The 24,073-nt window shown below is 63.0% G+C and carries 23 protein-coding genes; 3 read left to right on the forward strand and 20 right to left on the reverse strand.

Translation table 11 applies throughout. From position 1 onward, the window contains the following. Positions 1-14 precede the first annotated feature (14 nt). Entirely contained in the window at positions 15-1,193 is a 1,179-nt protein-coding gene (locus tag AC3WJP_RS02530) for an acyl-CoA dehydrogenase family protein (RefSeq protein ID WP_493719657.1), read from the reverse strand. Next, on the reverse strand, positions 1,190-2,626 hold the full coding sequence (locus AC3WJP_RS02535; RefSeq protein WP_493719658.1) for an FAD/NAD(P)-binding protein: 1,437 nt from the start codon (positions 2,624-2,626) through the stop codon (positions 1,190-1,192). The genes AC3WJP_RS02530 and AC3WJP_RS02535 overlap by 4 nt, the downstream gene beginning before the upstream one ends. Positions 2,627-2,809: 183 nt before the next feature. On the opposite strand from AC3WJP_RS02535, the gene AC3WJP_RS02540 reads away from it, so the two are divergent. Further along, complete coding sequence (locus AC3WJP_RS02540; protein ID WP_493719659.1) at positions 2,810-3,418, forward strand: TetR/AcrR family transcriptional regulator; 609 nt, start codon at positions 2,810-2,812, stop codon at positions 3,416-3,418. A gap of 43 nt (positions 3,419-3,461) precedes the next feature. On the opposite strand, the gene AC3WJP_RS02545 is transcribed toward AC3WJP_RS02540, so the two are convergent. From AC3WJP_RS02545 to AC3WJP_RS02590, 10 genes are all read right to left on the reverse strand, one after another. Beyond that, positions 3,462-4,241 carry an amino acid ABC transporter ATP-binding protein gene (locus AC3WJP_RS02545; protein WP_493719660.1) on the reverse strand — a complete coding sequence of 260 codons (780 nt, stop codon included), beginning with the start codon at positions 4,239-4,241 and terminating at the stop codon, positions 3,462-3,464. Continuing rightward, entirely contained in the window at positions 4,238-5,227 is a 990-nt protein-coding gene (locus AC3WJP_RS02550; protein WP_493719661.1) for an amino acid ABC transporter permease, read from the reverse strand. The genes AC3WJP_RS02545 and AC3WJP_RS02550 overlap by 4 nt, the downstream gene beginning before the upstream one ends. A 2-nt stretch (positions 5,228-5,229) precedes the next feature. Next, positions 5,230-6,225, reverse strand: a complete 996-nt coding sequence (locus AC3WJP_RS02555) for an ABC transporter substrate-binding protein (protein WP_493719662.1) — start codon at positions 6,223-6,225, stop codon at positions 5,230-5,232. Beyond that, entirely contained in the window at positions 6,218-7,591 is a 1,374-nt protein-coding gene (locus tag AC3WJP_RS02560; RefSeq protein ID WP_493719663.1) for an LLM class flavin-dependent oxidoreductase, read from the reverse strand. Before AC3WJP_RS02560 ends, AC3WJP_RS02555 begins: the two co-directional genes overlap by 8 nt. A gap of 60 nt (positions 7,592-7,651) precedes the next feature. Beyond that, on the reverse strand, positions 7,652-8,938 hold the full coding sequence (locus tag AC3WJP_RS02565; RefSeq protein WP_493719664.1) for an MmgE/PrpD family protein: 1,287 nt from the start codon (positions 8,936-8,938) through the stop codon (positions 7,652-7,654). Between the two features lie 314 nt (positions 8,939-9,252). Next, on the reverse strand, positions 9,253-10,002 hold the full coding sequence (locus AC3WJP_RS02570) for an ABC transporter permease (protein ID WP_493719665.1): 750 nt from the start codon (positions 10,000-10,002) through the stop codon (positions 9,253-9,255). After that, a complete protein-coding gene (locus tag AC3WJP_RS02575) occupies positions 9,999-11,198 on the reverse strand; it encodes an ABC transporter substrate-binding protein (protein ID WP_493719666.1) in 1,200 nt (399 codons plus the stop codon). Before AC3WJP_RS02575 ends, AC3WJP_RS02570 begins: the two co-directional genes overlap by 4 nt. Continuing rightward, positions 11,185-11,994 (reverse strand): ABC transporter ATP-binding protein, encoded by an 810-nt coding sequence (locus AC3WJP_RS02580; RefSeq protein WP_493719667.1) that lies wholly within the window; start codon positions 11,992-11,994, stop codon positions 11,185-11,187. The genes AC3WJP_RS02575 and AC3WJP_RS02580 overlap by 14 nt, the downstream gene beginning before the upstream one ends. After that, the gene (locus AC3WJP_RS02585) at positions 11,991-13,034 is read right to left on the reverse strand and encodes an acyl-CoA dehydrogenase family protein (protein WP_493719995.1); all 1,044 of its coding nucleotides are present in this window, start codon (positions 13,032-13,034) and stop codon (positions 11,991-11,993) included. Before AC3WJP_RS02585 ends, AC3WJP_RS02580 begins: the two co-directional genes overlap by 4 nt. 29 nt (positions 13,035-13,063) lie before the next feature. Then, entirely contained in the window at positions 13,064-13,624 is a 561-nt protein-coding gene (locus AC3WJP_RS02590) for a carboxymuconolactone decarboxylase family protein (RefSeq protein WP_493719668.1), read from the reverse strand. A gap of 102 nt (positions 13,625-13,726) precedes the next feature. Here AC3WJP_RS02590 and AC3WJP_RS02595 point away from each other — a divergent pair, with 102 nt between their 5' ends. Beyond that, positions 13,727-14,647: a cupin domain-containing protein gene (locus tag AC3WJP_RS02595; RefSeq protein WP_493719669.1), complete on the forward strand. Its 921-nt coding sequence runs from the start codon at positions 13,727-13,729 to the stop codon at positions 14,645-14,647. Here the strand turns inward: AC3WJP_RS02595 and AC3WJP_RS02600 are convergent. The 7 genes from AC3WJP_RS02600 to AC3WJP_RS02630 form a co-directional block, all read right to left on the reverse strand. Then, positions 14,639-15,877 carry a Zn-dependent hydrolase gene (locus AC3WJP_RS02600; RefSeq protein ID WP_493719670.1) on the reverse strand — a complete coding sequence of 413 codons (1,239 nt, stop codon included), beginning with the start codon at positions 15,875-15,877 and terminating at the stop codon, positions 14,639-14,641. The two genes, AC3WJP_RS02595 and AC3WJP_RS02600, sit on opposite strands and share 9 nt — an antisense overlap. Continuing rightward, complete coding sequence (locus AC3WJP_RS02605; protein ID WP_493719671.1) at positions 15,874-16,365, reverse strand: L-2-amino-thiazoline-4-carboxylic acid hydrolase; 492 nt, start codon at positions 16,363-16,365, stop codon at positions 15,874-15,876. Before AC3WJP_RS02605 ends, AC3WJP_RS02600 begins: the two co-directional genes overlap by 4 nt. A gap of 48 nt (positions 16,366-16,413) precedes the next feature. Then, a complete protein-coding gene (locus AC3WJP_RS02610) occupies positions 16,414-17,568 on the reverse strand; it encodes a branched-chain amino acid ABC transporter substrate-binding protein (protein WP_493719672.1) in 1,155 nt (384 codons plus the stop codon). A 97-nt stretch (positions 17,569-17,665) separates the two neighbouring features. Further along, positions 17,666-18,382, reverse strand: a complete 717-nt coding sequence (locus AC3WJP_RS02615) for an ABC transporter ATP-binding protein (protein ID WP_493719673.1) — start codon at positions 18,380-18,382, stop codon at positions 17,666-17,668. After that, positions 18,375-19,148: an ABC transporter ATP-binding protein gene (locus AC3WJP_RS02620; RefSeq protein ID WP_493719674.1), complete on the reverse strand. Its 774-nt coding sequence runs from the start codon at positions 19,146-19,148 to the stop codon at positions 18,375-18,377. The genes AC3WJP_RS02615 and AC3WJP_RS02620 overlap by 8 nt, the downstream gene beginning before the upstream one ends. After that, entirely contained in the window at positions 19,145-20,236 is a 1,092-nt protein-coding gene (locus tag AC3WJP_RS02625) for an ABC transporter permease subunit (protein ID WP_493719675.1), read from the reverse strand. The genes AC3WJP_RS02620 and AC3WJP_RS02625 overlap by 4 nt, the downstream gene beginning before the upstream one ends. After that, positions 20,233-21,174, reverse strand: coding sequence for a branched-chain amino acid ABC transporter permease (locus tag AC3WJP_RS02630; RefSeq protein ID WP_493719676.1), 942 nt, complete (start codon positions 21,172-21,174; stop codon positions 20,233-20,235). Before AC3WJP_RS02630 ends, AC3WJP_RS02625 begins: the two co-directional genes overlap by 4 nt. Before the next feature lie 173 nt (positions 21,175-21,347). Here AC3WJP_RS02630 and AC3WJP_RS02635 point away from each other — a divergent pair, with 173 nt between their 5' ends. After that, positions 21,348-22,250, forward strand: a complete 903-nt coding sequence (locus AC3WJP_RS02635; RefSeq protein WP_493719677.1) for a LysR substrate-binding domain-containing protein — start codon at positions 21,348-21,350, stop codon at positions 22,248-22,250. 122 nt (positions 22,251-22,372) lie between these two features. Here AC3WJP_RS02635 and AC3WJP_RS02640 read toward each other — a convergent pair whose 3' ends face one another. Then, a complete protein-coding gene (locus AC3WJP_RS02640) occupies positions 22,373-23,221 on the reverse strand; it encodes a CmcJ/NvfI family oxidoreductase (protein WP_493719678.1) in 849 nt (282 codons plus the stop codon). Positions 23,222-24,073 lie beyond the last annotated feature (852 nt).

The following is a 24,073-nucleotide window of genomic DNA, read 5'->3' on the forward strand; positions in this document are numbered from 1 at the left end:
TCCTTGGGGAAGTGTCAGCGCAAGGCATCCAGCGCCTGGGCGCCAGCGGTCTCGAGGATGAGGTCGTTCTGCGGGTGATGAACCCGCGCGCACAGCACGTCACGCAGATAGCGCTGCAGCGGATTGGCCCGTGCCAGTGCAGGGTTGGCGCCAAGTTCGACTGCCCGGGACACCACTGCAATGGCGTTCTGGGTCACGGTGTATTTCACCAATGGCGCCTGCAGGGCAACGGCTGCAGACGCTACGGTGTTATCGCGGCTGAACTGAGCTGCCGCCAGATGCAGCAACGCCGCGTTGGCCTGCAATTGCCCGCTGATTTCACCCACGGCACTGCGCAGGCGCGGCACGCTGGAGAGCGGCGTACCGAGGTTGCTCGGCTGCCGGTTGTTGAGCCAGTGGCCCAGCCAGTTGAACGCCGCCTGTGCGACGCCGTCGTACAGCGCCGCCAGCAACAGCGGCAGCCAGGCATTGAGGGTGCCGGTGCGGCGGATCGCCCAATCCTCGGGCTGGCGCAGGTCGACGGCGTAATGGTCAGGCAGCCACACGTTGTCGAAGGTCACGTCGTTGCTCTCGCTGCCACGCAGGCCCAGGTGATCCCAGGTAGGGTGGACTTGCACGCCGGGGGCATCGAGGGGCACCAGGAATTCGCCCAGCCGGCCATCGTGCTCGTCGGTGGTGGCCCAGACGATGCCCCAGCTCAACTCGGTGCTGCCGGTGGAGTACAACTTGCGGCCGCTCAGGCGCCAGCCGCCCGCTTCCTTGATGGCCAGGGTCTGCGGACGGCCACCACGCACCGGGCTGCCTTGTTCGGGCTCGACCCGCAGGGCATTGATCAAGGCGCCGCGGCTGGCGGCGCTGGCGATCACGTCCTGACGTGCCTGTTTGGGCCAGGTGGTCGACTGGCGCACCGCCTCGAGGTGAAACAGGTGCATGGTCAGTATCAACGCCGTGGCCGGGTCCGCCTGGCCGAGCCGCCCGATGACCTCGAGCAGTTGCGGCAGATCAAAGCCCTGCCCGCCTTCGTCGATGGCCAGGTTCAGCGCTGGCAAGCCCAGCTCGCGCGCCTCTTGAAGGTTGGCGGGATCCAGACGCCCCTCGCGGTCCTGTTGCTCGGCGCGCTCGGCAACGCGCTGAGCGAAGGCTTCGAAACCCGCCCCGAGGTCAGGGGTATTTACCTTGAGTGGCTGGTTCATAGCGCGGGCTCCAGTGCCGGGGTCGATTGCAGGTGCAGGTGCTTGATCAGGGTTTTCGTCGCGGCCACGGCCTGGATCACCTGCTCACCGATGGAGTTGGACTCCCAACTGGCACCGCGCAACGGGTGGCCGACTGCGACCAGGCCCGGCACGGACTGGCCGTCGACCTGCACTTGAGCGGTCAGACCGTCGGCCTCGATGCCGAAACCGGTGATGTGGCGGCGCACCAGCCCGTTGGCAAGCAGGTCACGCACCAATGGATCAGCGCTACGCTGCCAGTCGAATTCATAACCGTGAGCATCGACCACGCGGTCGACCACGAACGTCTGCTGCTCACTGATGCCGCGGGGGCGCCAGGTCACCTCGACCTGCCCTGATGGCTGCAGCGTCAGCTTGACCAACTGACCGACCTTGCGCTGCAGGCGACCGGCAGCGATCACCGCGTCCAGGCGCTTGCCTGATTCAGGCGCGGCGCGGTGCAGGATGTTTTCCCAGTAAGGGCGCAGGTAGCGGATGAAGCGCAGTTGGTCCTGGACCGATGCGCGCTGCCACATCGCCGGCACATGCGGACGGATCGCCATGGTGATCTGCTGGCGATGTCCGCCGTCCGCACGAATCTGCCGACGGGCCTTTTGCGCGCGATTGATCAGGGTCGCCAGGCGCGTCGGTAATGCCGCAGGGTCGAGCACATCGGTCAGCGGCGGTACTTCGGCGCGGGTCTGCACCAGCACGCCACGGCGCGACAACACGTGATATTCACCGGTAAAGCCGGCATCGTCGGCACTGATGACGCTATCCAGCGCGGTCAGGCTGCTGCCCAGTATCAACAGGCGTTGGTCCTTGGCCACCGGGGCCCACGCCTGTTGATCCCAGAGCTGGCTGATGACCTTGTCGGCAGCTACTGCGCCAGGCCCCTCGACGTGCAGGCCCTCGCGACTTTGCAGGCCGGTGGCGAGTACCACGGCATCGGCTTCGAGATGGCCGTTATCGGTGGTTACCTGATAACGACCGCCCTTGCGGTTGAGGCCGATGGCGCGAGCCTGTACATGCTCGAACGCCACCCGCGAACGGTGTTCGGCCAGCGCTTGCTCGAGGGTCGCCTGCACATAGTCGCCATAGACCCAACGCGGCGGGCAGGCATCATCGAAGGCCACACCTTCAGGCAATTGCCAGCCGTGGGCAGCGGCATGGTCGCGCAGCCAATCGACCAGGTGCAGCGGCTCTTCGGGGATGATCCCGAAAGTCTTGGCCAGGCCGTTCACCAGATGATTGCGATTGGTGGTGCCATAGGCGATGCCACGACCCAGTTCGGCCTCGTCGCCGATGATCACCAGGTGCACAGGCACCGTCGTGGTGCGGATCAGACGGATTGCCGTGACCACTGCGGCGAAGCCGCCGCCGATGATCGCAATGGTAGGTGTCGCGCTGGTCATGATGCCCCCGATAGACATGAATGGTATGGGGCCGCATCATAGAGACAGACCTGTCTGTTGTGTTAGTTTAGTTTGTTCTATATATATGTGCGTCCGGCCAGACACCACCGCTTGTGAACTCTGGCTGCAGGGCCCTTGAACCGGGCCTGTCCTGCTGCGTTGATCCTGTTTCTGGAGACTGAAATGACTCACCCCACCGACATGCGCGAGCATATTCTGGAGGTCGCCAACCGGCTGTTTTACCAGCACGGACTGCGAGCGGTAGGCGTAGACCGGGTCATTGCCGAATCCGGCATCGCCAAAGCGACACTGTATCGGCACTTCCCGACCAAAGAGCTGCTGATGGCGACCTACCTCAAGCGCCGCAGCGAGGCCGCATTGCGGGCCATTCGTAGCGAGCTTGGCACCTTGGCGCCGAATCCGACGGTGCAGATCGGCGCGCTGTTCGAGCGGCTGGCGCGGGTGCTGGAAAACGGTTTTCGCGGCTGTGCGTTCATTCGGGCGCTGAGCGAGCATCTGGAATCCGAGACCATTCGCAGTGAAGTGAAAGCCCACAAGGACGCCACCAAGGCACTCATCGGCGAGCTGCTGGCGCCTTTGCCCATCGGCGCAGCGCAGCAGCTCGAACTGCGAGACACCCTGAGCCTGCTGTACGAGGGCGCCCTCTCCAGCGGCCTGGTCTATCAGGACATCCGCAACGTGCTGACCGCCAAGCGGGCGGCCCTGGCGTTGCTGGCGTTGGCTGACCCGCCGGCCCGATCCGAGCGACCAAGCCGAGCGACCAAGCCGTGACAACAACCGGTACCCATCGCGGGCGAGGCCTGGCTGGCAGTAATCAGCCGGCCCGCTCGTAGTGCAGAACGCTGGACAGGAATGCCCGGGTTCGCTCGTGCTGCGGATTGTCCAATACCTGCGCAGCCGAGCCCTGCTCCACTATCATGCCCTCGACCATGAACACCACCTGGTCGGCGACCTCGCGGGCAAAGCCGATCTCGTGGGTCACCACCAACATGGTGATACCCGAGCTGGCTAGCGCTCGGATGGCCTCCAGCACTTCACCGACCCGCTCGGGGTCGAGTGCTGAAGTCGGCTCGTCGAACATGATCACATGCGGACGCATGGCCATGGCCCGGGCAATCGCCACCCGTTGCTGCTGCCCGCCGGACAGCCGATCAGGCCAGTCATGGGCCTTGTCCGCCAGGCCTACCTGTTCGAGTAGTTGCAAACCAAGGACAGTGGCTTCAGCGCGGCTTTGCTTGTTGACGCGCATGGGCGCCTCGATGATGTTCTCGATCACCCGCAAGTGCGGGAACAGATTGAACTGCTGAAAGACCATGCCTATCTTGCTGCGCTGGCGAGCCGCCTCGCGCTCGCTGAGCGCCTGCAAGCGGTCGTACTTGCGACGATAACCGATCAGCTGCGAACCAATCTCCACCGTACCGCCATCGACGCTCTCCAGATGATTGATACAGCGCAGCAAGGTGGACTTGCCACAGCCCGACGGGCCGATGATCACGGTCACTGTCCCGGGCTCGGCAGTGAGGTCGACATGATCCAGTACCTGGGCAGGCCCGAACCACTTGGACAGGTTTTTCACTTGAACCCGTGCGCTCATTGCTGCTCCTCGGCGCGACGCGCCTTGCTGAACACCAGCAGACTCGCCAGGCGCAGACGAACACTGCCCGCCTCCCGACGACCGCGCCCGTAGTAACGCTCGATGTAATGCTGCAGCACCGTCAACACCGATGTCATGACGATGTACCAGAGGGTAGCGACCAGCAGCAGTGGGATGACCTCATAGGTGCGCTGATAGATGATCTGCGCTGAGTACAGCAGGTCCTGCAGCGCAATCACCGAGACCACCGACGTGGTCTTCAACTGGCCGATGACCAGGTTGCCGGCCGGTGGCAGGATGGTCCGCATGGCCTGAGGCAGGATGATCCGCCGCAGGATGGTAAAGCGCCCCATGCCCAGGGCTCTGGCAGCCTCGGCTTGCCCGCGGTTGACGCCGATGATGCCGGAACGAATGACTTCCGACGCATAGGCGCCTTCGTGCAGGACAAGCGCAAGCAAAGCGGCGGTAAAGGGGCTGATCAGGGTGTTGGTCGGCGCCGAAAACACTTCGCCCAGCCAGGGTAACGCGATCGAGACATGCGGATAGATCGCCGCGATGTTGTACCAAATGAACAACTGGACCAAAGTCGGGACGGCGCGGAACAACCAAGTATAGGTCCAACTGAGCGCCACGAATACCGGGTTGGATGACAGGCGCATCAATGCCGCGACGCCGCCCACCATAAAGCCCAGGATGATCGATAGCGCCGTGAGCTTGAGCGTCATCAATACCCCGGCGAGCACCGAGGGGCTGGTGAAATACGTACCGACCACCGACCATTGCAAACGAGGGTTGAACGCCAGCGACTGGATCAACAGCGCCACCAGCGATAGCCCTATCGCGCCCGCCACCCAGCGCCCCAGACGCCGTGCCGGGACGATGGGCAACTCATGGCCAGGCACGCCACTCGCAGGTGTCGGCCGCGTATTGGCACTACGCCCCTGTGCCGTGGTGAACATTGCACCGGCTCCGGTCTTGTCGGTCATCGTCATTCCTCGCGAGGGATTTCGGCGTTGGCCAGGGATTCAGGGATGGCCCCATAAGCCAACCCCCACTTGTCGAGTATCTTCTGGTAGGTGCCATCCTGAATGAGCGAATTCACTGCCGCCTTGACCGGCTGAGTCAGGGCCGAGTCCTTCTGCAAGGCGATGCTGATCTGGTGTGTCGATGAAGTGAAAACACCTGCGAGTCGCAAGGTGTCTTTCGACGCCGTGACCGTGTAGGTGATGCCTTCATACGGGCCGAGGAAACTTGGCGTACGGCCACTGGCAACTGACTGCACACCGGCAGGCCTGCTGGGAAATACCGGAATTTCGATACCAGCCTTGCCCTGCGCCGTGCACTTGCCGCTTTGCGCCTGCAGCGTGGTCAGGTTACCAGTGCCGGAACCCGCGCCGATGGTCTGCCCGCACAACTGGTCGAGATCCGACAGCGGCGCGGGGGCCTGCTCGCCTGGCACGTTCCTGGCGATCAGACCGTAGCGGTTGCTGTTGAAGTAGGAGACGAAATCGACGTGCTTGTTACGCTCGGCGTTGCCGTTGATATTGGCCAGCGCGGCCTGATAACGGCCGCTCGACAAGCCCGGAATGATGTTGTCGAAGCCGCCCACGTTACGCCAGCGCGGCGTCAACCCCAGGCGCTGGGCGACGGCCGACATGATATCGATCTCGCGTCCCTCCAGCGTGCGGTTGTCGTCGGCCAGATAGGTAGTAGGCGGAGTGTTGGGGTTGGTGCCGATGATGATATAGCCGGCCTTGCGCACCTCAGGGGGCAGGGTTTGCGCCAGGCTGGGCGAGACCTTGACATCGAAGGTGGTGTGAAACGGCAAGTCGGCATCCGAGCCGGGCTCGTTGGCGGCCTGGGCGGACAGCGAAACACTGAGTGCGGCACTGGCCAGCGCATGCATTACCGTGGCCTTGACGCTTGCAGGGAAGTTCGAGCGGGTACGCTGGCCTGGGTTGATACCCGGGTTCATATCAGTCATGGAGATCGCCGTTGTGCTTATCGAAAGAAGAGAGGATCGCGCGAGGTGCCGGCAGCCCGAGATTTTCACGCAAGGTCTCGAACGCATAGCGCTCCCGGAACAGGCCGCGTTTGCGCAGCTCCGGAATCACCCGTTCGACGAACAGGTCGAGCTGGCTGGGCATGATCGCCGGCATGATGTTGAAGCCATCCGCGGCGCCCTGTTCGAACCACTGTTGCAGGTCATCGGCAATCGTCTGGGCAGTGCCGACGATCACCCGATGGCCGCGCGAACCTGCGGCAATGGCTGCCAGTTGGCGCAAGGTCAGGTGCTCACGCTCGCTCTGGTCGAGCAGCAGCTTGACCCGACTCTGGCCGCCCTCGACATGCCCGGGCCGGGGCACCGGGCCGTCGAGCGGATAGACGCTCAGGTCCATGCCGAAACGCGCCGACAACTGCTTGATGCCGTTGTCGATGTCCACCCATTCGTTGAGTTGCTCCCAGGTGGCCTGGGCCTCTTCCAGGGTGCGGCCGATGATCGGCATGACGCCAGGCAGAATCAACAGGTGCTCGGCCTCACGCCCCGACTCGACGGCCAGGCGCTTCTGCCCGGCGTAAAAAGCCTGGCCCTCCTCCAGCGTCGCCGATGCGGTAAACACCACCTCGGCGTATTGCGCCGCCAGCTGTTGACCGTCTGCGGACGATCCCGCCTGGATGATCACCGGATGACCCTGCGGCGAGCGCTCGATGTTCAGTGGCCCTTCGACCGAGAAATACTTGCCCCGGTGACCGGCGGCCTGGATCAGATCGTCATCCAGATAGCGGCCGCTGGCCTTGTCTTTGACTACTGCGCCAGCCTGCCAGCCGTTCCACAATTTATGGGTAACGGCCAGGAACTCGCGGGCGATCTCGTATCGTTCGGTGTGGCTGGGTAAATCCTCGCGACTGAAGTTACGCGCCGCACCAGCGGAGAACGACGTCACTACGTTCCAGGCGGCGCGGCCATGACTGATGTGGTCCACTGAACTCAGGGCACGGGCCAGATGAAAGGGCTGTTCGAAGGTGGTCGAAGCTGTCGCGGCCAGGCCCAGGTATCGGGTCTTGCCGGCGAGGGCCGCGAGCAAGGTCAACGGTTCAAGGCGCGAGACAGTGGAAGGCAGGCGGTGCTGGCTCGCCGCCAGAGAGTCGCCGACGAACAGCATGTCGAAACAGCCCTCTTCGGCCTTTTGCGCGATGCGCGTCAGCCACTCGATAGAGGTTGGCGAGCCTTCGGCTTCGGGGTGGCGCCAGCCGCCGATGTGCTGCCCCAATGGGTGCAGGAACAGCCCCAGGCGCAGTTGGCGGGGAGTTCGTGCAACGTCGCTGGCACAAGTAGCCTGAGTGGACATCGTCGATTTATTTCCGTAACGGTAGTGTGGGTTTCAGCTGAGCCGCCAACCGTGCGCCGATCAGAGCACGGTGCGCACTGGCGAAGGGTTTTGAGTCGATGGCGTGGGCTCACGTAAGGCGTCGAGCAACTGATCGACATCGGCAATAGTTTCCAAGCCAGCATGTTTCAGCACGTACTCGACGTGCGCCTCGCTCGCCGGACTCAGCGACCCGCGCAACTTGCTTTGCAGATCGATGGGAATCGCGAGCACCTCATCGCGGGTGATGCGTTTTTGCACAGTCCTGCCGTCGGCCAGCAGCAACCTGACGTCGTGGAAACGACCATTTGGATTGAGGCTGTCGTGGGGCGCACTGGTGTCCTCGCGACGGGTCACTCGCCCGGCCAATGCTGCGATCGCCGAAGCCACCGGGCCTTCGGCAAACAATTCCAAGGGCAATCGCCCGTAGATCAATGCTGCCGCGATCACGTACTCGAGGGAAAAACGCGCCTCGATGCCATTACGCGGGATGCGAATGAAGGGCGCGATGTCGGCACCCGGTGGGAAGCTGACTTCAATGTGCGTAATGGCAGATGCAATCTCGTGCTCATCGATGCCGAACGGGCCGATCAATCGGCCACGCAGCGCCAAGGCAGCATCAGCGGCACCATGAGTACCGCCACAGGTCGGATAGCGCTTGAAGCTCAAGCCCGGCGTCACTACCCCCCAACTGGCACCCCAGCTTTGAGCCAAGCGTTGCGGCTGGGCGGCGCCGCCCCCCATGGTCACGACAAAAGCGTCGAGCACTCCTGCTGCGCCCTGAAAACCGGCGCGCGCCAGCAGTGCAGACTCCACGCCTGTACGCGCCGCCATCGCAGCATGCAACGGCTTGGCGAGAGAACCAAACTGCGCCCGCAGTCCAGCGGCACGCGTTGCCGATAAGCCGAGAGCGTTATCGATTGCAGCAACCTCCAGCTTCAGAAGCCGGGCCGCAGCACCCGCTGCGGCGATACAACCGATGGTAGCTGTAGAGTGAAAACCGTTAGGGTAATGGCGCTCGCCGGTGGCGGCAGCGATTCTTGCGCACAATTCGACACCGACGACGTAAGCTTCCAGGAATTCGTCCACGCATACCGGCCGGTCCCGATACTTGACCAACGCCAGCAGCGCCGGTAGCACTACAGCGGAGGGGTGACCGCGCATACCGGGGTAGATGTCATCGAAGTCCAGGGCATGAGCCTGGTAGGCCAGTCTCAGGGCGGTACTGGCAGCATCGTCGGCACCGAAGAGCGCGATGATCGCGTCCAGGCCCGAATCATCCACCAAACGCCAGGTAACAGGTAACGTTACCGCCAGAAAATCCAGCACACCCTGCTTTGCTGCGGCGCGAGCGAGCGGACAGGGCCGCGCGTGATAGATATGGGCCGCTATGACGCTGCAGCCGTGATCGATTTCGCGACGCTGAGGACCTAGCTGATGGCTGGGCGAAACAGTGGAATGAGACATGAATAGCCTGCTCCGAAGAAAACATGGACGCTAGTCGAGCTACCCGGCCTCGGATCTACCGCCCGGCGCGTTGCGTGCCGGGCAGATACTAAAATAAAGACAGACCTGTCTGTTAGATTTCTAATCCCTATGCTTATGCTTTTCCAGACCTCAAGTGCCTGACCCTCTGACACATTTCATGAGTGACTCCATCGCCGCGAGGCCCAGCGCGCCGCCGCATCCAGCCCATAGCCCAATACACCGATCAGTACCACCATCGCCATCAGCTCCGAGTACGCAAGGCGATCACGGGTGTCCAGAATGTAGTAGCCTAGGCCTGCGCTGACCCCGAGCATCTCGCACGGCACCAGCACCACCCAGAGGATCCCGATCGCCAGGCGCACCCCGGTCAGGATATGCCCGGCGATGCCCGGCAGCACGATGCGCGTGAGCATCTCCCAGCGTGTTGCGCTGAGGCTGCGCCCCAGTTGCAGCCAGCGCGGATCCAGCTGCTTCACCCCCGCAGCGGTGTTGAGCATGATCGGCCACACGGCCGCGAACGCCAGCAAAAAATAGATCGGTTGATCGCCCACGCCCATCAACATGACCGCGATGGGCATCCATGAAAGCGGCGAGATCATGCGCAGCAACTGGAAGGCTGGCGTGGTGGCCTGTTCGACTCGGCGCCAGCTGCCCACCAGCAACCCCAGGGGCACGCCGATCAATAACGCCAGCGTCAGCCCCACCAGAATACGCCGCAGGCTGACCAGCACATTCTGGTAAAGCTCGGCACGCCCCAGCAGCTCCGCCAGACTCACCAACGCGGCCTGCGGCGCAAAACGGCTAGCCAACGAACCGGGCGCAGCGCTGAAGTGAATCGCGGCCCACCACAGCACCAACAACAGCACCAGGCCGCCAACGCCCAACAGGCTTTGCTGTGCCCTCAAACCGCGAACTCCTCTTGACGCTGGAAGCTGTCCGCCAGGGCGAATGTCTGCATACCGCCCACCTGGGCAATGGCCTTGCGCACAAAGCGGTCATCCACCAAATCAGTGGCGACCTGACGCGGGTCGAGGTCGGCGAGGAAGCGTTTGTCGCCTTCGATAGCTGTATCTTTCAGGCGCCGGACCAGTTCCTCGGTGTAGCTGGGGAACGGATAAGGCTGAAAATCAATGCGATGCTCGTCCCAGTGGCTGTGCTGGATCGCCCCCGAAGCCAGGTAACCGGCGCGTTCGCTGGCGACCGGCGCGAGTACCCGTGACAACACCTGCGCCGAGTGCGGGGTGTAGCGGTTGGTACCGTCCTTGGACAGCAACTGCGCGGCCTCCTGGCGGTGATCGCGGGTCCAGACCTGCGCCTTGACGATGGCATTGACGACCTTTTGCGACCACTCGGGGCGGTTGTTCAGATCATGTTCGTGCATGAACACCACACAGCACGCATGGTTGCGCCAGATATCACCGGTAAAACGCTGCACCCGCCCGACCTTGAGATCTTCGGCCAGCGCATTGAACGGTTCGGCAACGATATACCCGGCTATTCGCTGGCTGGCCAACGCTGGAGGCATGTCTGCCGGCGCCATGACCAGCAGATTGACCTCGTTGGCAGCGATGGTGCTTGATGCCGGACGAGTGACCGGGTTCAGGCCGTTGTCGCGCAACAACTGCTGCACCACCACGTTATGGATCGAGTACCAGAACGGCACCGCGATGGATTTGCCGCCTAGCGCTTTCACATCGGTGATGTCCGGCGCCACTGTCAGTCCCGAGCCACCGACATGGTTCCAGGCCACGACTTTGGCGGGCACCTGGCTGCCATATCGCGCCCATACGGTCATGGGCGACAGGAGGTGGATGACGTTGACCTGCCCCGAAAGGAACGCCTCGATCACCTGCGCCCAGCTACGCAATAATACCGGCCGTTCGGATTGGATACCCTCGGCCTCGAACAGCCCGTTGTTGTGGGCAACCAGCAAGGGTGTAGCGTCGGTGATGGGCAGGTAGCCGATGCGCACGGGCGCGTCCGGTTCGCTGGCCGCGCGGGCCTTCAGGCTGGTCAGCAACGGCATCGCCCCGGCGGCAGTCAACAGCGCGGTGAGTCTCAGAAAATCGCGGCGCGAGTGGGTAAAGTCATCCAGGCACATGTTCAGCTTCCGGCAAAGAGGTTGAGTGAGGGCGGCTCGCCTGCCGTAGGGTTTTGAGGATATCAATGCGCAGTGCGCCCAAGGCCTCGATCTGGTCACTGCGCGGCGCCGGCAGCTCGATGCGCCATTGCCCCAGGGTGCGCGCTGGGTGGTCGCCCAGTAGCAGAATACGGTCGGAGAGCAGCAACGCTTCGTCGATGTCATGGGTGATCAGCACCGCAGCAGCGCCCTGCTGGGCGATCACTTCGCGCAGCAGCGCCTGCATATCGGCGCGGGTCACTTCATCCAGGGCGCCGAACGGCTCATCGAGCAGCAGCACTTGCGGCTGGCGTGCCAGGCAGCGCGCCAACGCCACGCGCTGGGCCATACCTCCGGACAGTTGCGCCGGGTATTGATCCCGCGCATGGGCAAGGCCCACGGCGGCGATCGCCTGATCGACACGGATCTTGAGTGCAGCGGCTTCAAGAAGCGGCTGATGGCGAAAATCGAGGCCGAAGGCGACGTTGCGGGCCAGGTTCAACCATGGCAGCAGGCTGGGGTCTTGAAAGGCCACGGCGACCCGCGGGTGCGCGCCCCGCAACGGCGAACCCAGCAGACTGACGGTGCCTGCCTGGGGCGCCTGCAAGCCGGCCAGCACCCGCAACAGGCTGGATTTGCCAACGCCACTGGGGCCCAGAATGGTCACCACTTCACCAGCCGCCAAAACCAGGTCGAAGCCGTCAAGCACGGTCCGCCAGCCCTGCGGACCGGCATAGCCCAAGCGGATGCCTGAAGCATGCAATACCGACGTTGTCATTGCTGGCGCGCCAGTTCGGCACGCAACTGCACCAGGCTTGGCGTCACGATCGGGATAAACGCCGACTCGCGCCAGCGCCGCGCGAACGCCTGGCCGTGGGCGCTCAAGTAGGCCTTGCCACCGCCAGCCTGCAGCTCAAGCTGCACGGCTGCCGCCACGGCTTCGGCCAGAGCAATACGCAGACGAAACAACTCGGCAGGCTGCTTCACGAATTGCCCGGCCAACAGCCCGGCCTTGAGCCGCCGTACCAACTCGTCGAGCAGCCCGATCTGCTCCAGGCGCAGCGCTTCGAGGGTCGAATGGGGGCCGGGCAGATGCTGGCCAGCCTCGGTCAGTGCGCGACGTGCCAGGCCGATCGACATGCCACATTGCAGTCCCAGAAATGCCGGGCGCACGGCCGGCAAGAATACCCGCGCATCATCGTGCAGCAACCAGTCGCGGCCCAGTTGCACAGCTGTCATCTGAATCGCGGCGGTGTTGCTCGATTGCAAACCCATCAACTGCAAATCATCAGAACGTTGCAGGCCAGCCAGATCGCCGGGCAACGCCGCCACGAACGGCGCGCCACCCGCCGCACTGTCGATGGCCGCGGCCACCACGTAACCGCTTTTGCGAAGATTGGTCACCCAGTGCATGCAGCCGTCGAGGTGCCAGCCGTGAACGGTCTCGCGGGCCTGGATCTGCAGCGGCTCAATGCCGGACAGAAACTTCATCGCATTGGACAACCCGGTCGCGCCCGCCAGCTTGCCGCTCAGCAGGTGTTCCAGCAGCCGTTCACGCAACGCCACATTCGGGCTCTGCAGCAGGTATTCGATAAAGGCGCGCTGGCCCCAGAACACGAACGCTACCGCCAGTGAGTACTCGGCAACGCTGGCGATGGCTTCGACCGCATCGGTGATATCTCCGTGGTCAAGCCCGGTGCCCGCGCGCAACAGACTTGCCTTGGCCAAGTGGCGAACCACCGACTCCGGGTCGCACGTACCTTCATCCAGCCCCTGTGCCTGGCTGTCGAGCCAAGCCTGGAAGGCCGGGTCCAGCATGCCCAGTCCTTTGTGCAAGTGCGCCATATTCATTGCTCCGCGTGCCCCCAACGGTATTTGGTCAATTCTGGATTGAGCGGCGTGCGGGCAAACACATTGGTGAAGTTGCACAGGGTTGCCAGGCTTATCCCCAGAATGACTTCCAACGCCTGCTGCTGCCCATATCCCGCCGCTTCAAAGGCGCCCAGCTGTTGATCGCTGACATTGCCACGGGTCGCGATCACCGCCTTGGCAAAGGCTGCCAGCGCCTGAAGTTTTTGTTCGGGCAAGGTACTGCGCTCACGCAACGCACTGACCGTGTCAGCCGACAGCTTGGCCTTGTTCAAGGCCACGGCGGTGTGCCCGGCCACGCAGAAATCGCAGCCATGCTCGGTGGCTGCCACCAACTGCACCACCTCGCGCTCGGCCAGGGAGAGCGACGTCTTGGCATTCAGGCCCGATACGGTCACATAGGTTTCCAATGCTGCGGGTGCTTGAGCCAGGACCGCGAGCAGATTAGGGATGAACCCGGAATTGTTCAGTGCGGTTTGCAGGAACGGTCGGGCCGCTTCCGGCGCGGTGCTGAGGGTATGCAACTCGACGCGAGACATGGGGTAAGCTCCTGTGATCAATAAAGCCACAGTCTGTTAGTTATAAGAATTTCAATCCATATACTAGAGTCGCTTCCACTTGTTCCAGAGTCTTTTACTTAGATGAATTCCTCACTGCCGCTGATCGAATGGTTATTAGAGCGTCTGACGTTCGACGCCAGCTTGTTCCATGTCGGCCGTTATTGCGGCGGCTGGCATGCGACCACCCAAGGCCTGGCCCGCGCCAGCTTTCACCTGGTCATGCACGGCGGTTGCTGGCTGCACATAGAAGGCGAAGCCGAGCCAGCGCGTCTCGAGCGCGGCGATGCCGCGTTCATCCTGCGCGACCTCGACTATCGGCTGTCCAGCGCCGCCACCGCAGAGCAGGCACGAGCCCTGCCCCGGCAAGTCATGCAGCCCATGAACGAGCAGGCAGTAGAGGACACAGGCCTGGTCTGTGGCTTCTTCCATTTTCACTCCGGGCTTTCGGGGCTGATCGTCGAAGCGCTACCGCGCTGGATCATTCTGCGCGCGGGCGACCCGGCGTCCACGGCGGCGCATCGCTTGTTCGAGCTGATCCTGGAAGAGTGCAAGCGTGCACCTGAGCCTTCGGCGGCGCTGCTCGAACGCCTGAGCCACTTGCTGTTCATCTACGTACTGCGCCAGCAGGTCAGCGACAACGGTGATCTGGGTGGCCTGATCAACCTGACGCGCCAGCCGGCGTTTGCCAACCTGCTCGAAAAACTTATCGCCCGTCCGCAAGAGGCATGGTCGCTGGAAGAAATGGCCGCTCGAGTCGGGCTATCACGTTCAGCGTTTTTCAAGCGTTTCAACGAACTGGCCGGGCAATCCCCTGGCCAAGTGCTGCTGGCCCTGCGCATGCACCAGGCCTGCGCCTTGCTCAAAAGTGGCCAGACCGTCGAGCAAAGCGCCAGTGCGGTGGGTTACCAATCCGTCGCTGCCTTCACCCGCAGTTTCGCCAAGACCACCGGAGTGCAGCCGGGGGCCTATCGCAAGCTGCACGAGGTCCGGGCCTCAAGCTGACAGCGCCTTCGACACAATTGCCTGCAACAGCACATTGGCGCCGGCCTCAGCCCAGTGAGGGTGAATGTGCTCGGCTTCGTTGTGGCTCAGGCCGTCGACACAGGGCACGAAGATCATCGCCGTCGGTACCACGCGGTTGAGATAGCAGGCGTCGTGCCCGGCACCGGAGATGATCGGACGATAGCTGTAACCCAGGCGTTCAGACGCGTCGCGCACCGTGGCGACGCAATCGGCGTCGAATTCAATAGGCGCGTACTGGAAGATCTGCTGCACCTGCCACTGCAGCCCGATGCTTTGAGCGATGGCGGCAACGGCATCTCGTAGCTGCTGATCGAGCACGGTGAGCACGGCTTCGTCGGGGTGTCGAAACTCGACGCTGAAATGCACGCGCCCTGGCACCACATTGCGTGAGTTGGGATGAATCTGCGCCATCCCCACCGTGGCACGCCCTTCGGCGCCTTGGGCGAGCCCCAGACCATTAACGGCCTCAACCACACGAGCAAAGCCCAGCAATGCATCCAGGCGATGGTCCATGGGCGTGGTCCCGGCGTGGGCGCTGCGCCCGGTCAGATCCACCTCGTACCAGCGCTGGCCCTGGGCGCCGGTGACCACGCCGATGGTGATGCCCTGAGCTTCGAGAATCGGCCCCTGCTCGATGTGCAGCTCAAAGGCGGCATACACAGGGCCGACCTGGCAAGGAGACTCGCCCGCATAGCCGATCTGTTCCAGCGCCTGGCCGAGCGTGACGCCTTTGGCATCGGTACGGGACAAGCCATAGGCCAGATCGAAGACCCCGGCATACACGCCCGAGGCGATCATCGCCGGCGCAAAACGCGAGCCCTCTTCGTTGGTCCAGTTGACCACCTCAATGGCACGCTCGGTCACGATCTGCAAATCGTTGAGAGTACGCAGCACTTCAAGGCCCGCCAGCACGCCGTAGATACCGTCAAACTTGCCGCCGGCCGGCTGCGAATCACCGTGAGAGCCAGTGAGCACCGGTGCCAGATCAGGATCGCGGCCCTCGCGACGAGCGAAGATATTGCCCATGGTGTCGACGCGAATGCTACACCCGGCTGCAGTCGCCCAGCGCACGAACAGGTCGCGGCCCAGGCGATCTTCCTCGCTGAGCGCCAGGCGCGACACGCCACCGTTGGCCGTCGCACCGTATTCGGCCATGGTCATCAGCGATGCCCACAGGCGCTGGCCGTCGATGCGTGCGTCAAGACTCACTTGGACGCCTCCTGCGGCTTGGCGCGATAGCGGAAGTCGCAGTGCGAGGCGCCGCCCATGATGGTCTGCGTGCGGGTCAGCTCGATGTCCGGGTTGTAGCCGACGATGAACAGCTCATCGCGGTTGCACGACAGCAAGTGGCCGATCTCGCCCAGGCCCATGTCGTGATACATCTCGGCGTAGCGGCAGCGCTTGACGTCGTAGTCATAGTGCTGGCGGTCACTGGCGATCACCTCGACCTTGAGCGCGTCATCCTTCTCCCATAACACCTGCAAGGCCACGAAGCTCTCCAGGTCGGCGTCATTGGTTTCCCGCGCGGCGAATTGCCGCCCGGCCTCGATGGCGGCATTGCCGACCGCTTCGCCGATCACTGCGGCCGCGTGCGCCTGACCGTGCTCGCGGACGAGAATCTGGTAGATCGGCTTGATGATTTCGGCTTCGATGCGCCGCCGGGCGAGGATGCCCAGTTCACCGTCATGACTGCTCATGCTGTGTCTCCTGCAAAGGCGCGGGCCGGGTTGCCGGCGCCGTCCTGGTTACTGTTGTCCGCCGTGCGCGACGCTGACCGGCTGCCACTGATTGGCCTTGACCTGATACACGGTGAACGAGGGGTTCTTGAGGTTGCCCTGGGCGTCGAAGGCAATGGTGCCGGTCACGCCCGAATAGCTGCTGGCACGCAGTACCGGGAGGTACTTTTGCGGATCCACGGAGTCGGCCTTTTCGATGGCCGCGATCAACACGCCGACACCGTCATAGGCAAAGGGCGCGTGCAATTCGATCGGTGCCTTGAAGCGCTCGCGGTAAGCCTGTTCGAAGGCCTTGCCGCCGGGCATCTGGGCGATGGCCAGGCCCGGCTCCAGGGCCGTGACCCCTTCGCCATCGTTTTGCGCCAATTGCAGGAACGTTTGACTGACAAAGCCGCCCGCCCCCATCAGCGTCGCTTTGATGCCCAGCTGCTTGATGCGCCGGGCCAGCGGTGCCGCCTGGGAGTCGACGCCGCCGAAGAAGATCAGGTCCGGGTTCTGCGCGCGGATATTGGTCAGCACGGCGCTGAAATCGACCGTCTTGTCGTCGACGTATTCACGGGCGACGATCTTGCCGCCCTGCCCTTCGATGGACTTGACGAATTGATCGGCCAGGCCCTGACCGAACGCGGTGCGGTCGTCGATCACGGCAATCCGCTGCGCCTTCAGATCTTGAAGCGCATATCTGCCGGCGACCTGACCGCCATCATCGTCATGGCCCATGATCCGGAAGCTGGTGTCGAACCCTTGCTGCGTATAGGCGTGCCCGGTGGCCACTGGTGCGACCTGGGCGATACCGGCGTCATGGTAAACGCGCGCCGCCGGGATGCTGGTGCCGGTGTTCCAATGGCCGACCACGCCGACCACACCGGCATCGACCAGCCGCTGAGCGACAGTCACCGCGGTGCGTGGGTCGGATTGATCGTCCTCGCTCACCAACTTGAACGTTACTGGCTTGCCGCCAATGGTCGGGTGTTTGGCGTTGGCAGCGCTGATCGCCAGTTGCGCGCCGTTTTCCAGATCCTTGCCGATCCGCGCCGAAGGCCCGGTCAGGGGGCCCGCCAGACCGATCAGCACTGGCTGGTCGGCCTGGGCGATGGCGCAGGCCAGGCCGCTGAGTGCCAGGCCGAGCATGGCGGCGCGTTTGAAGAAGGTAGTGCTGCTCATAACGTTTTCCTTGGGGGTATCAGGGCTGTCGCCAGCCACGTCGCTTGTCGGAACACGCCGGCGGTCCGGTGGCGTCGGGAGTAATGGTTGATTCGGTTCATTCGCCCAGGTAGGCCGCACGAATCTGCGGTTCGTCCAGCAAGGCCGCCGAGGGGCCGCTCAAGGTGATGCGGCCGCTGTCCATGACGTAGGCGCGATCGGTGACCTGCAGCGCCAGGCGCGCGTTCTGTTCGACCAGCAACAAGGTCATCCCGGCCTGGCAGACGTCATCGATCACCTCGAAAATCTTCTCGACCATGATCGGCGCCAGGCCCATGGACGGTTCGTCAAGAATCAGCAACCGGGGGCGTGACAGCAGCGCGCGGGCCAGGGCGAGCATCTGCTGCTCGCCACCGGACAGCAGGCCGGCCGATTGCCCCAATCGGTCGCGCAGCCGTGGAAAGTGCACGAACAACCCCTGCATCTCCTCGGCTACCTGTTGTTGATCGGCTCGCAAATAGGCGCCAGCCTGGAGATTCTCGAGCACGCTCATGCGCGCAAAAATTCCCCGTCCCTCCGGCACCAACGCCATCCCCTGGCCTGGCAGCAAGTGCGCGGCCTGGCCGGTGATCGGCCGCCCGGCAAAGTGGATCTGCCCCGCCGCAGTCGGCAGCAGCCCGGCCAGGGCCTTGAGCGTGGAGGTCTTGCCCGCGCCATTGGCGCCGATCAAGGTCACGCGCTCGCCGGCGTGTACCTGCAGGTCGATCCCCTTGACGGCTTCGATCGCGCCGTAGCGCACCTGCAGGCCTTGGATATCCAGCAACGGTTCAGACATGGGCACCTCCACCCAGATAGGCCCGGATGACCGCCGGATGGCGGCGAACCTCTTCAGGCAGGCCTTCGGCGATCACGCTGCCGTAGTCCAGCACGCTGATGCGGTCGCATATGCCCATCACCAGCTTGACGTCATGCTCGATCAGCAACACGGTGTGGCCGTCGTCGCGGATCTTTTCCAGCAAGCCGCGCAGCTGCAGTTTTTCCGTGGCATTCATACCAGCCGCCGGCTCGTCCAGCGCCAGCAGCTTCGGCTCGGTGGCCAGTGCCCGGGCGATTTCCAGACGGCGCTGATGACCGTACGACAATGCGTCGGCGCGGCTGTCCGCCCATTGGCCAATGCCCACGTAATCGAGCAGGTGCCGCGCCCTGGCTTCGGTTTCACGTTCTTCGGCACGCGCACGACGATGGCGTACCAACGCAGCCCAAAGGCCGTTGCGGGTGCGCACATGGCGCCCGACCATGACGTTTTCCAGCACCGTCATGGCGTTGAACAGGCGGATGTTCTGAAACGTGCGGGCAATCCCGGCCTCAGCGACCTTGTGGACTGCCGTGGGCTGGTAGCGCTGCCCATCAAGCAGAAAACGCCCGCCATCGGCGCGGTACAGTCCGGTCATCACGTTGAAGAAGGTAGTCTTGCCAGCACCGTTGGGGCCGATCAACCCATGGACATGACCAGGGGCGATGCTCAGGCTGACATCGTTGAGCGCCAGCACGCCACCGAAGTGCTTGCGCACCTGTTCGATCTGTAACAAGGGCGAGTTCATTGTCCACCTCGCGACACCGGCCACAGTCCCGCCGGGCGATAGAGCATCGCCAGAATCAGCGCCAGGCCATAAATCAGCTGCCGGATGATTTCCGGATCGATCAGCACCTGACCGAACAACGCCTGCTGCACCGGCCCCAGGCTGGCGCGCAACAGCTCCGGCAGCGCCGCCAGCAGCAGGCAGCCGAGGATCACCCCAGGGATGTGCCCCATGCCGCCGAGCACCACCATGGCCAATACCACGATCGACTCGTTGAGGCTGAAGGACTCGGGCGAGACGAAGCCCTGGAACGAGGCGAACATCGCCCCGCTCACGCCACCAAAGGCGGCGCCCATGGCAAAGGCCAGCAATTTGAGGCGCAAGGTATTGATACCCATGGCCTTGGCGGCGTCTTCGTCCTCGCGGATGGCCACCCAGGCGCGGCCGATTCGCGAATCCTCGAGGCGTACACACACGAACACAATCGCCAGCGCCAATGCCGCGAACAAGTAGTAATAAAGGTACACCGAGGGTATGCGCAGGCCGAACAGTGCCTGGGTGCGCGCCAGGTTGATGCCGAACAGGCTGACCGGGTCCACCGATGAGATGCCCTTGGGGCCGTTGGTGATGTTCAACGGGCGGTCAAGGTTACGCATGAGGATGCGGATGATTTCGCCGAAACCCAGGGTCACGATCGCCAGATAGTCACCGCGCAGCCGCAGCGTCGGCGCCCCGAGCAACACGCCAACCCCAGCGGCCAATAGCGCCGCCAGAGGCACCACGAGCCACACGCTCACATGCAGCCCCTGGGGAAACCAGGCGGCCAGCAGCGCGAACTGACTGGTCAGATGGGGCGACGCCAACAGGGCCATCAAATAGGCACCGACCGCATAGAAAGCGATAAAGCCCATATCGAGCAAACCGGCATAGCCGACGACGATGTTCAGCCCAAGCGCCAACATCAGATACAACAAAGCGAAATCCAGGGTTCGCACCCAGGCATTGCCGCCAGCCTGGCCCAGCACCCAGGGGGCGAGCACGATGGCCAGCGTCAGCAAGAGCAACCCGGTGCGCGCCTTGGCATGATTAGCGAGTACGAAAATATTCATGCGCGACTCGCCAGACGTTCACCCAGAATCCCGGAAGGCCGCAGCACCAACACGCCGATCAGCACCACGAAGGCGAACACGTCTTGATAGTTGCTGCCCAACACGCCCCCTGTGGCTTGCCCCAGGTAACCGGTGCCCAGCGCTTCGATCAGGCCCAGCAGGATGCCGCCGAGCATCGCGCCCTTGAGGTTGCCAATGCCGCCCAGCACGGCGGCAGTAAAGGCCTTGATGCCGGGCAAGAAGCCCATGTAGAAATTGGCGCTGCCATAGTTGCTGGCCATCATGATCCCTGCCAGTGCCGCCAGCGCCCCACCAAGGGCGAAGGTGAGGACGATGATGCGGTCAGGGTTGATGCCCATCAGGCTGGCCACCTGTGGATTCTCCGCCACCGCGCGCATGGCTCGGCCCAGGCGGGTACGCTCGACCAACAGCCACAGCCCGGCCATCACCCCTAGCGCAACGCCGATGGTCACCAGCGCCGTCACGTTGGTGATCGCACCGGTCGGGCCAGGCGTCACCTGGATCGGATCCATCGGCAACAGTTGCGGGAACATCAGCGGATTGCGCGACCACACCAGCATCGCCAGGGTTTGCAGCAACAACGACACGCCGATGCCGCTGATCAGTGGCGCCAGGCGCGGCGCATTGCGCAAACGGCGATAGGCCACGCGTTCGATAAGAGTGGCCAGCAAGGCACACACGAGCATGGCAACCAGCGCGGCCAGCAACAGCACGCACACCCCTGGCAGATGCGGGAACGCCGCCTGCAGACCACGAATCGCCGACAGACCCACCAGCGCACCGACCATCAGGACGTCGCCATGGGCAAAGTTGATGATGCGCAGGATGCCGTAGACCATGGTGTAGCCCAGAGCAATCAGGGCATACAGACTGCCGCTCAGCAGGCCGTTGAGCACCTGCTGGATAAAAGTATCCATAGCGATTGAATATTCCAGAGATCACGAGGGCGGCACAGTAATAATCTATTCTGTTTTTATCAACTATTAGAATCTACTATGCTTATTCCAAGTTAAAAACCTGATCAGCTGCTTCATCACATGAATAAAAACAGGGGTTTCCGCCGATTTGAAAGGCATGCTAAATTCAATACATGAATATTTTAGAACAGTTGCCCAATGATCCTCCCTTACGTGCCGTGCGCACCTTCGAAGCCTTCGCACGTCACGGCGGCGTCAATGCCGCTGCCCGCGAGCTGGACATCTCGCCCTCGGCGGTCAGCCATCAACTGCGCCTGCTCGAGACCTTCCTCAAACAGCCTCTGACCCTGCGTCAGGGCCGTAACCTGGCGCTCACCGAAGAAGGTCGCGAGTATTACCGCGCCATCCGCTCAGCCTTTGCCGTGCTGCGCAGCGCCACGGAACACGTTCGGGAAAAATCCATCCTGCGGCAGATCACCATCAGCCTGATCCCGATGGTCGGCTTCAATCTGTTCATCCCCAAGCTACCCGCGTTTCTGCAGCAACATCCCGGCCTGGACATCAACGTCATCTATGCCAACCACCGCAGCTACCCCAGCGATGCCGCTGATCTCTCGATTCGTTTCGGTACCGGGCACTGGCCGGGCTATCACAGCGAATTGCTGCTCAGCGGAGCGGTGAGCCCTTATTGCAGTCGCGCGTTTCTGGCTGCGCGCGGGCCGTTCGACGAGCCCGAAGCACTGACGGATATTGCGCTGCTGCACGACGAAGAGCGCGGTACCTGGGCGCAATGGTTCACCGCAGCGGGCGCGAGGCATCCGGCGGCCTTGAACGGCATGCTCTTCGAAGACGGGCAACTGGCGCTGACCGCCGCGCTCACGGGACTGGGCTGCGCGCTGCTGCGACCGCCACTAGTGACACTGCTGGAAGACAGCGGCGAACTGGTGCGGTTGTCAGCGCTGGCCATCGACGATGGCCGCGCTTATTACCTGTGCCGGCGTGCAGGCGGCGAGTTGTCGCCCGAGGGGATGAAGCTTTATGAGTGGATCAAAGGCAATCTGGGAGACGGCCAGTGAAAATGTTGTGCGAATGATGGGCTACTAAAACCGAAGGTACTGCGGGCGGCGCCCCGAATCAGCCCCTTGATCGCCGAACTGCAGCGCCGGGGTACCTACAGGGCCGCTCACGCATTACCCCCCTAGTCAGCGAAAAACACCAAGGCCCGCAACTCGATGCTGCGCCTTGGCGGCGCATCCGCTGGCGTGGTCGGGTCATCGAAGGCGGTATGCGCGCCAGCTCTGGAGACGTCAGTGCGCGAATCGTAGATCTTCAACAACAAGGCCTCTTCAGGGCGTAGTTGCGGGTAGTAATACCAGCGGTGCTGCGGGTTGGCGCGCACCGAAAAGGTTTCGCCGATCTTGTCCCGGTACACCAGATCGCTGGGCAGAAAGTCCGCTGCTTCGATGCTGCGGGCATCACACAGCGCCAAAGGCGTGGTCCATACCGGCCCACCGATCGGCCGCCAGACATTGATGATCGCAAAACGCTTGAGCAAACGCTGCTCGGCCTCCTGCGCCGGCAAGTGATCGCGCACACGGCGGATCGCCGAACCCTCGGTCTGGTCGTTGTGCACGTAGCGCACCGGCTCGCGCAGGCCATTGGCTTCGCGGCCGGGTTCGTCGATGCGAATGGTGTGATCGAAGATCACCGTCTTCACTGCGCCTGTGTGCAAGCGCAGCAGCGCATCGACCTCTGCGTAATAGAGCCCGCGCACCTGTTGTTCATCTTCAAGATTGGTCACTGCACTGGCCTGCTCGACCTTGGCGAAGCCTTGCACATCGAGGCTGGCGCTCGGATGCAGGCGCCTGGCATCGCTGATCTGCACTTGGGTCGGCTGCAGCACCCCGGTGCGCTGTGGCTTGCCCTGCGGCTGTGCGTACGCGTAGTTGACGGGGCGCACGCCGTCGTCCAGCACATAGTTGAGCTCGCCTATCACCGATGTGTCGGCGCGCGATGCGTCGGTCAGCGTGTGCTGATGAGTACCCATGGGTAAACCTCCCGTCGTTGGTATCAGTCGCGAAGCCACGGCGGCGCCTGCAAGGGCACCAAGTCTGCTCACTACTGTAGCGAACTGTCGGCGGTAGCCTTAGTCTTTGCGGCGCTATGGTTAGAGCCGCAATTGCGTTGTACGGTGTGGCACCGCTCGGATCGTCCACTGCAATGGCTGGGCGGTGTGAGGCGCCCCGGCCGAACTCTGCCCCACACTGACCACCGTTATAACCATGGATCAAAGGCTTATTAGAATCCGCCACCCGGCGCCTATTACTATCCCCCCCGCGCGGAATGCCTCCCCCAGAACAAGGAACGCTATTCATGTCTGCTGCCAATCCCTGCCGCAATCCCTGGCTCGCGCTCATCGGCGTGGCCATCGCCAGTTTCCTCGGCTGTATCGATTTCACTTGCTGAAACAGCTCGGCGAAACCAATCTGCAGGCGACCAGCGCCTCCAGCGGCTTCGAGAGGAGCATCCATCAGTTTGATGACTTCGCGCTCCTGTCCGCTCACCAACCGCCGAGTGGTGGCATTGGTGCACCGATAGCGTGATTCCCGGAGGTACCTGCCGAGACGTGACCGCAGCCCGCAATGGGGAGGACCGCCAGCAGGTGCGGGGGATAGCCGCGCTGCACTAACGCACAATTGTCACTGTACAGTACAGGCTATTGCCGTTGGCTCTCGAGCCTGTTCGCCACCAGTTGCGCTCGCAGCTCATCACGATCCATCGAACTGAAGGGTAATCGTCCATCCTCCAACGGGCATCGCCGGCGCATCATTCATGAGATTCCCTTCCATTTTTCCGTATCACCGATGGCGACTTAGCCGAGCAGATCACCCTGCAGTGT

Source organism: Pseudomonas sp. GW821-FHT01A09, from assembly GCF_058986725.1.

Excerpts from the sequence above, each read along its gene's own strand:
- AC3WJP_RS02630 (WP_493719676.1), bottom strand. The coding sequence starts at position 21,174 with ATGGATACTTTTATCCAGCAGGTGCTCAACGGCCTGCTGAGCGGCAGT.
- AC3WJP_RS02595 (WP_493719669.1), top strand. The coding sequence starts at position 13,727 with ATGAATTCCTCACTGCCGCTGATCGAATGGTTATTAGAGCGTCTGACG.
- AC3WJP_RS02615 (WP_493719673.1), bottom strand. The coding sequence starts at position 18,382 with ATGTCTGAACCGTTGCTGGATATCCAAGGCCTGCAGGTGCGCTACGGC.
- AC3WJP_RS02555 (WP_493719662.1), bottom strand. The coding sequence starts at position 6,225 with ATGACTGATATGAACCCGGGTATCAACCCAGGCCAGCGTACCCGCTCG.
- AC3WJP_RS02585 (WP_493719995.1), bottom strand. The coding sequence starts at position 13,034 with ATGCTGGACCCGGCCTTCCAGGCTTGGCTCGACAGCCAGGCACAGGGG.
- AC3WJP_RS02580 (WP_493719667.1), bottom strand. The coding sequence starts at position 11,994 with ATGACAACGTCGGTATTGCATGCTTCAGGCATCCGCTTGGGCTATGCC.
- AC3WJP_RS02545 (WP_493719660.1), bottom strand. The coding sequence starts at position 4,241 with ATGAGCGCACGGGTTCAAGTGAAAAACCTGTCCAAGTGGTTCGGGCCT.
- AC3WJP_RS02625 (WP_493719675.1), bottom strand. The coding sequence starts at position 20,236 with ATGAATATTTTCGTACTCGCTAATCATGCCAAGGCGCGCACCGGGTTG.
- AC3WJP_RS02535 (WP_493719658.1), bottom strand. The coding sequence starts at position 2,626 with ATGACCAGCGCGACACCTACCATTGCGATCATCGGCGGCGGCTTCGCC.
- AC3WJP_RS02605 (WP_493719671.1), bottom strand. The coding sequence starts at position 16,365 with ATGAGCAGTCATGACGGTGAACTGGGCATCCTCGCCCGGCGGCGCATC.
- AC3WJP_RS02575 (WP_493719666.1), bottom strand. The coding sequence starts at position 11,198 with ATGTGCCTGGATGACTTTACCCACTCGCGCCGCGATTTTCTGAGACTC.
- AC3WJP_RS02530 (WP_493719657.1), bottom strand. The coding sequence starts at position 1,193 with ATGAACCAGCCACTCAAGGTAAATACCCCTGACCTCGGGGCGGGTTTC.
- AC3WJP_RS02640 (WP_493719678.1), bottom strand. The coding sequence starts at position 23,221 with ATGGGTACTCATCAGCACACGCTGACCGACGCATCGCGCGCCGACACA.
- AC3WJP_RS02540 (WP_493719659.1), top strand. The coding sequence starts at position 2,810 with ATGACTCACCCCACCGACATGCGCGAGCATATTCTGGAGGTCGCCAAC.
- AC3WJP_RS02635 (WP_493719677.1), top strand. The coding sequence starts at position 21,348 with ATGAATATTTTAGAACAGTTGCCCAATGATCCTCCCTTACGTGCCGTG.
- AC3WJP_RS02610 (WP_493719672.1), bottom strand. The coding sequence starts at position 17,568 with ATGAGCAGCACTACCTTCTTCAAACGCGCCGCCATGCTCGGCCTGGCA.
- AC3WJP_RS02550 (WP_493719661.1), bottom strand. The coding sequence starts at position 5,227 with ATGACCGACAAGACCGGAGCCGGTGCAATGTTCACCACGGCACAGGGG.
- AC3WJP_RS02590 (WP_493719668.1), bottom strand. The coding sequence starts at position 13,624 with ATGTCTCGCGTCGAGTTGCATACCCTCAGCACCGCGCCGGAAGCGGCC.
- AC3WJP_RS02560 (WP_493719663.1), bottom strand. The coding sequence starts at position 7,591 with ATGTCCACTCAGGCTACTTGTGCCAGCGACGTTGCACGAACTCCCCGC.
- AC3WJP_RS02620 (WP_493719674.1), bottom strand. The coding sequence starts at position 19,148 with ATGAACTCGCCCTTGTTACAGATCGAACAGGTGCGCAAGCACTTCGGT.